This is a genomic window from Skermanella sp. (assembly GCF_059503625.1).
Window position 1 is genome coordinate 1 of the sequence record NZ_JCACHA010000053.1, and the last position, 4,251, is coordinate 4,251.

General features: G+C 64.4%; 5 protein-coding genes. 4 read left to right on the forward strand and 1 reads right to left on the reverse strand.

The features are described 5' to 3' along the window. Window positions 1–146: 146 nt before the first annotated feature. Window positions 147–1,457, reverse strand: a complete 1,311-nt coding sequence (locus AC5JJ6_RS01390) for a class I SAM-dependent methyltransferase (protein WP_496040323.1) — start codon at window positions 1,455–1,457, stop codon at window positions 147–149. Window positions 1,458–1,601: 144 nt separating this feature from the next. Here AC5JJ6_RS01390 and AC5JJ6_RS01395 point away from each other — a divergent pair, with 144 nt between their 5' ends. The 4 genes from AC5JJ6_RS01395 to AC5JJ6_RS01410 all read left to right on the forward strand — a co-directional run bounded on the left by AC5JJ6_RS01395 (window position 1,602) and on the right by AC5JJ6_RS01410 (window position 4,158). After that, window positions 1,602–1,790 (forward strand): hypothetical protein, encoded by a 189-nt coding sequence (locus tag AC5JJ6_RS01395; RefSeq protein ID WP_496040324.1) that lies wholly within the window; start codon window positions 1,602–1,604, stop codon window positions 1,788–1,790. Window positions 1,791–1,792: 2 nt separating this feature from the next. After that, a complete protein-coding gene (locus tag AC5JJ6_RS01400) occupies window positions 1,793–1,996 on the forward strand; it encodes a hypothetical protein (protein WP_496040325.1) in 204 nt (67 codons plus the stop codon). A 67-nt stretch (window positions 1,997–2,063) separates the two neighbouring features. Beyond that, on the forward strand, window positions 2,064–2,384 hold the full coding sequence (locus AC5JJ6_RS01405; RefSeq protein WP_496040326.1) for a hypothetical protein: 321 nt from the start codon (window positions 2,064–2,066) through the stop codon (window positions 2,382–2,384). Window positions 2,385–2,568: 184 nt separating this feature from the next. Beyond that, window positions 2,569–4,158 carry an ABC transporter substrate-binding protein gene (locus AC5JJ6_RS01410; RefSeq protein ID WP_496040327.1) on the forward strand — a complete coding sequence of 530 codons (1,590 nt, stop codon included), beginning with the start codon at window positions 2,569–2,571 and terminating at the stop codon, window positions 4,156–4,158. Window positions 4,159–4,251 lie beyond the last annotated feature (93 nt).

Below are 4,251 nucleotides of genomic sequence, written 5' to 3' on the forward strand. Positions count from 1 at the left end.
CCGCACTTACCTAAATATTTAGAGTGACAGAGTAGTGTTAAAGCGAAGCGGCAGCCGACATAGACGCGCCTGCTTGTCGGCTGCCGCTTCGCTTTAGACCGACCTACGGCATGAGCGTCTTCGGCCCTCGGTATCAGAGCAGGATTTCAGATCATCCTGACCGCCACCTGCCTCGTGAACGGACAAGCCGCGAAGTATTCATACTGCGTGCCGGTTTCCGCGACGAACTCCTGGAACGCCTTATACTCGTGCTCGCGCCAGGTCTGGTTGCCGATAAACTCGTCGAATACCAGGATGGAGCCTGGACGCAGACGGTCCGCCAGCCCCGTCAGCACCGTCCGAGCGGATGAATAGATATCGCAGTCGATATTGACGAACCGCACCGGCCCAGGCTGCTCAGCCAAGAATGGCGCAAGCGTATCCTCGAACCAGCCGGCGTGAAGTGTCACGTTGGCGGGCACCGGCGGCAGTTCCATCTCGGTCGTGAAACTGCCCTGCGGCTGGCTTCCCCAGCCCTCCGGCAATCCCTCGAATGAATCGAAGCCGTGGACCGGCTGCCCGGCAGCCTCGGCGATGTGGGTAATGGACGTTCCCCGGCGGACGCCGAATTCCAGCACCAGACCCGCCTTCCCCGCCTGCGCGACCGCGTGCCGGAGCAGATGCCCACTGCACCCGAACAGACGGAAATCCGCCGACAGGTGCGGCAGCAAGGCCCGGACGCCATCGACCAGCGCCCTATGATGCGGACGTGCCGCCAGCGGTCCGGCGACGATCGCCGCCGCCTCTTCCTCGTCCCGGGCAAGGATCGCGTAAGCCGCCAGGAATGCCCAGTACTTGCCGTTGGCCCCATGACACTCCGCCGCCCGGCGCAGGCGCCGGAGCGCATCGTCGAGCGACACGGTCTGAAGGGCTGCGGCATGGCTCTGGAACCAGCCAGCCGCCAGACCATCATCCATCGCGAGCAGCCTGTCCCACACCGCCAGCGCTCCGGCGGCATCGCCCAGGGCGTGGAGGCACATCGCCTCCTCATAGAGAAGCTGCCCCGTCCGCACCTCGGCCGCATCGGCCGCCTTCACCAGACGGATCGCGTCGGCGTACCGGGCATCGCGGCGGTAGGCGCCGGCAAGAGCCTCGCAAGCCTCCGCATGATCCGGGCAGGCCGCCGTCACCCGCTCCAGCATCCGGATAGCGGTATGGGGGCGTCCGGAAGCCGTGCAGGCGCGCGCCAGATGGATAAGGGTTTCCAGGTCGTCCGGCGCCATCTCCGCCGCAGTACCCAGATGATGGAGCGCCGGCTCGTAATCCTTCATTCCCAGATGCGCCCGCCCCAGCAGCGCATGCCCACGCCGGCTCAGCTCTGGCCGGTCCATCAGCAGACGCCGCGCCGCCCGATACCGTTTGGCCGCGATCATTCCGCCGGCAATATCCTCATGGTCGGATGCCACCGCCGGCTCCATGCGTCGCTCCATCCTCTGGAAATAAGAACCGCTCCATAGCACGCCCAAACTCCGGATTGAATGTCGGCCGGAACGCCCCCGCCGATCGTCTGTTGGGGAGAAGACATCCACCTTTCAACGGCCACCTTTCACCGGAGGTAACCGATGTCCAATCACCTGCCCCCCGTCCCGCCCGCAGGCCGCTCCAACAAAGGCCCCGGCTCCTCGCCGGAAGGCAACGCGACGGCAGATACGCCGACCGTGGATGCCACTCCGTCGAACCTCAAGGAGCAAAATCGGCAGGGTAATATCAAGCAGAACACGACCCACCAGGGCTATCAGCAGGACCGGTGACCATGTCCAGACAAACGGCAGACACCGACCGGCACCAAGGCGGCCCCGGCAGCAGCCATCAGAACGCCGACAAGCCGGAAACCCATCACCCCGAAGAATTCAAACCGACTCCAGGGCAGTCCACCAACGCGGATCGCAGCCGCGTTTCTGGAGGCGGCGGCGAAGGGGACCGGCATCATACCCATAACCCGGCCACCAAGGGCTGACACGGCCCGACAAGGCTGACAGATTCCACTTGAGCGTCAGGCTGCGAATCCCCAGTTGAGCGGCATCATGACCAACACCGATGACCGCAGGCTGGACCGCAGCCTCGACCGCCTCCAAGGACGCCTCCCCAACTGGATCGCGAGGCCCGTGGGCGGTCTCCGCAAGCCCGACGCGCGCTGGATCAGGATACCGTCCGGTATCCTCCTGATCGTCGGCGGCATCTTGGGCTTCCTGCCGATCCTCGGCTTCTGGATGGTTCCCCTGGGCGTCCTGCTCCTGGCTTTGGACCTCCCCTTTCTGCGCCGGCCGACGGCGGGATTGATGATCCGAGGCGAGCGCCGCTGGACCGAATGGCGGCGGAAACGCCGCCGGGCCCCTCCCGCGTGACGATGCAGAGCTATGTAATCGCTGAAAATTCAACAATCCGGCAGTGCCCTTGACAGGGCTTGACCGGGCGGTCAATCCTCTCCGGAACGATCGCCGCCGCCAGGGTCTGGACAAATAGTCCAGGCCATGGGCAGGACGGGCGGATACGATCAATAAAAGTCACGGACAGGAAAGAGGCTGCTCGATGAACAAGTTCACCCGGAGTCTGATCGGAGCCGCCTTCGTAGCGCTGGCGGCGACGCCCGTCTTCGCCGAAACGCCGAAGGACAGCCTCGTCATGGCGTGGCAGTTCGACGATATCATCAGCCTCGATCCGGCCGAAATCTTCGAGGTTTCGGGGGCCGAGTACGGCGCCCAGGTCTATGACCGCCTGATCGGCATCGACCTGAAGGATACCAGCAAGATCCTCCCCGCGGTGGCGGAAAGCTGGACGGTGTCCGAGGACGGCAAGACCTACACCTTCAAGATCCGCGACGGCGTCAAGTTCCACTCCGGCAATCCGCTGACCGCCGAGGACGCCGCATTTTCGCTCCAGCGCGCCGTCAAGCTGAACAAGTCGCCGGCGTTCATCCTGACGCAGTTCGGCTTCACCAAGGACAACGTCGATCAGAAGATCAAGGCGGCCGATGCCCGGACGCTAGTGATGGAGACCGACCAGGCCTATGCGCCGACCTTCGTGCTGAACTGCCTGACCGCCGATGTCGCCTCCGTGGTCGATGCCAAGCTGCTGAAGCAGAACGAGAAGGACGGCGACTTCGGCTATGGCTGGCTGAAGACCAATTCCGCCGGTTCCGGCGCCTTCAAGCTCCGGCAGTGGAAGGCCAACGAATCCCTGACGCTCGACGCCAATCCCGCCTACTGGCAGGGCGCTCCGGAGATGAAGCGCGTCATCCTCCGCCACATCGCCGAGCCGGCGACCCAGCGCCTGCTGCTGGAAAAGGGCGACGTCGATGTCGCCCGCAACCTGAAGCCCGAGCAGTTGGACGCCCTGCGGTCCTCCAAGGATGTCCGCATCGTCGAGGCGCCCAAGGGAACACTCTGGTACATCAGCCTCAACCAGAAGAACCCGATCCTCGCCAAGCCGGAGGTCCGTCAGGCCTTCCGCTATCTGGTCGATTACGACGCGATGGGCCGGACGATCATGAACGGCATCGCGACGATCCACCAGTCGTTCCTGCCCAAGGGCTTCCTGGGCTCGCTCGACGACAAGCCATTCAAGTACGATCCAGCCAAAGCGCGCGAGCTGCTGACCGCCGCCGGTTATCCCGACGGCTTCACGGTGACGATGGACGTCCGCAACGTGACGCCCTGGACCGATCTGGCGCAGACGATCCAGGCCAGCGCCGCCGCTGCCGGCGTCAAGATCGAGCTGCTGCCGATGGACGGCAAGCAGGCGCTGACCAAGTACCGGTCGCGCAACCAGGACATCTATCTCGGCCAGTGGGGCGCCGACTATCAGGACCCCCACACCAATGCGGAAACCTTCGCGTCGAACCCCGACAATGCCGACAACGGTCCGTCCAAGACGCTGGCGTGGCGCAATTCCTGGGACATCCCGGAACTGACGGAGAAGACGAAGGCCGCCGTGGTCGAGCGCGATGCCGAAAATCGGGTGGCGATCTACCACGAGCTTCAGAAGGCCGTGATGACCGACAGCCCCTTCGTCGTGATGTTCCAGCAGGTCGAAGTCCCGGTCGAGCGCGCAAGCGTCAAGGGCCTGATCTGGGGGCCGAGCTTCGACAACAACCTGTACCGGCTGGCATCGAAGAAGTAAGAGGCATTGACCGATCTCCTGAAAAGCGGCGGGACGACACCCGCCGCCCGGCCCCGCCGACCTGCGGGGCCTTTCAAGCGTGTTGCCGGGTTC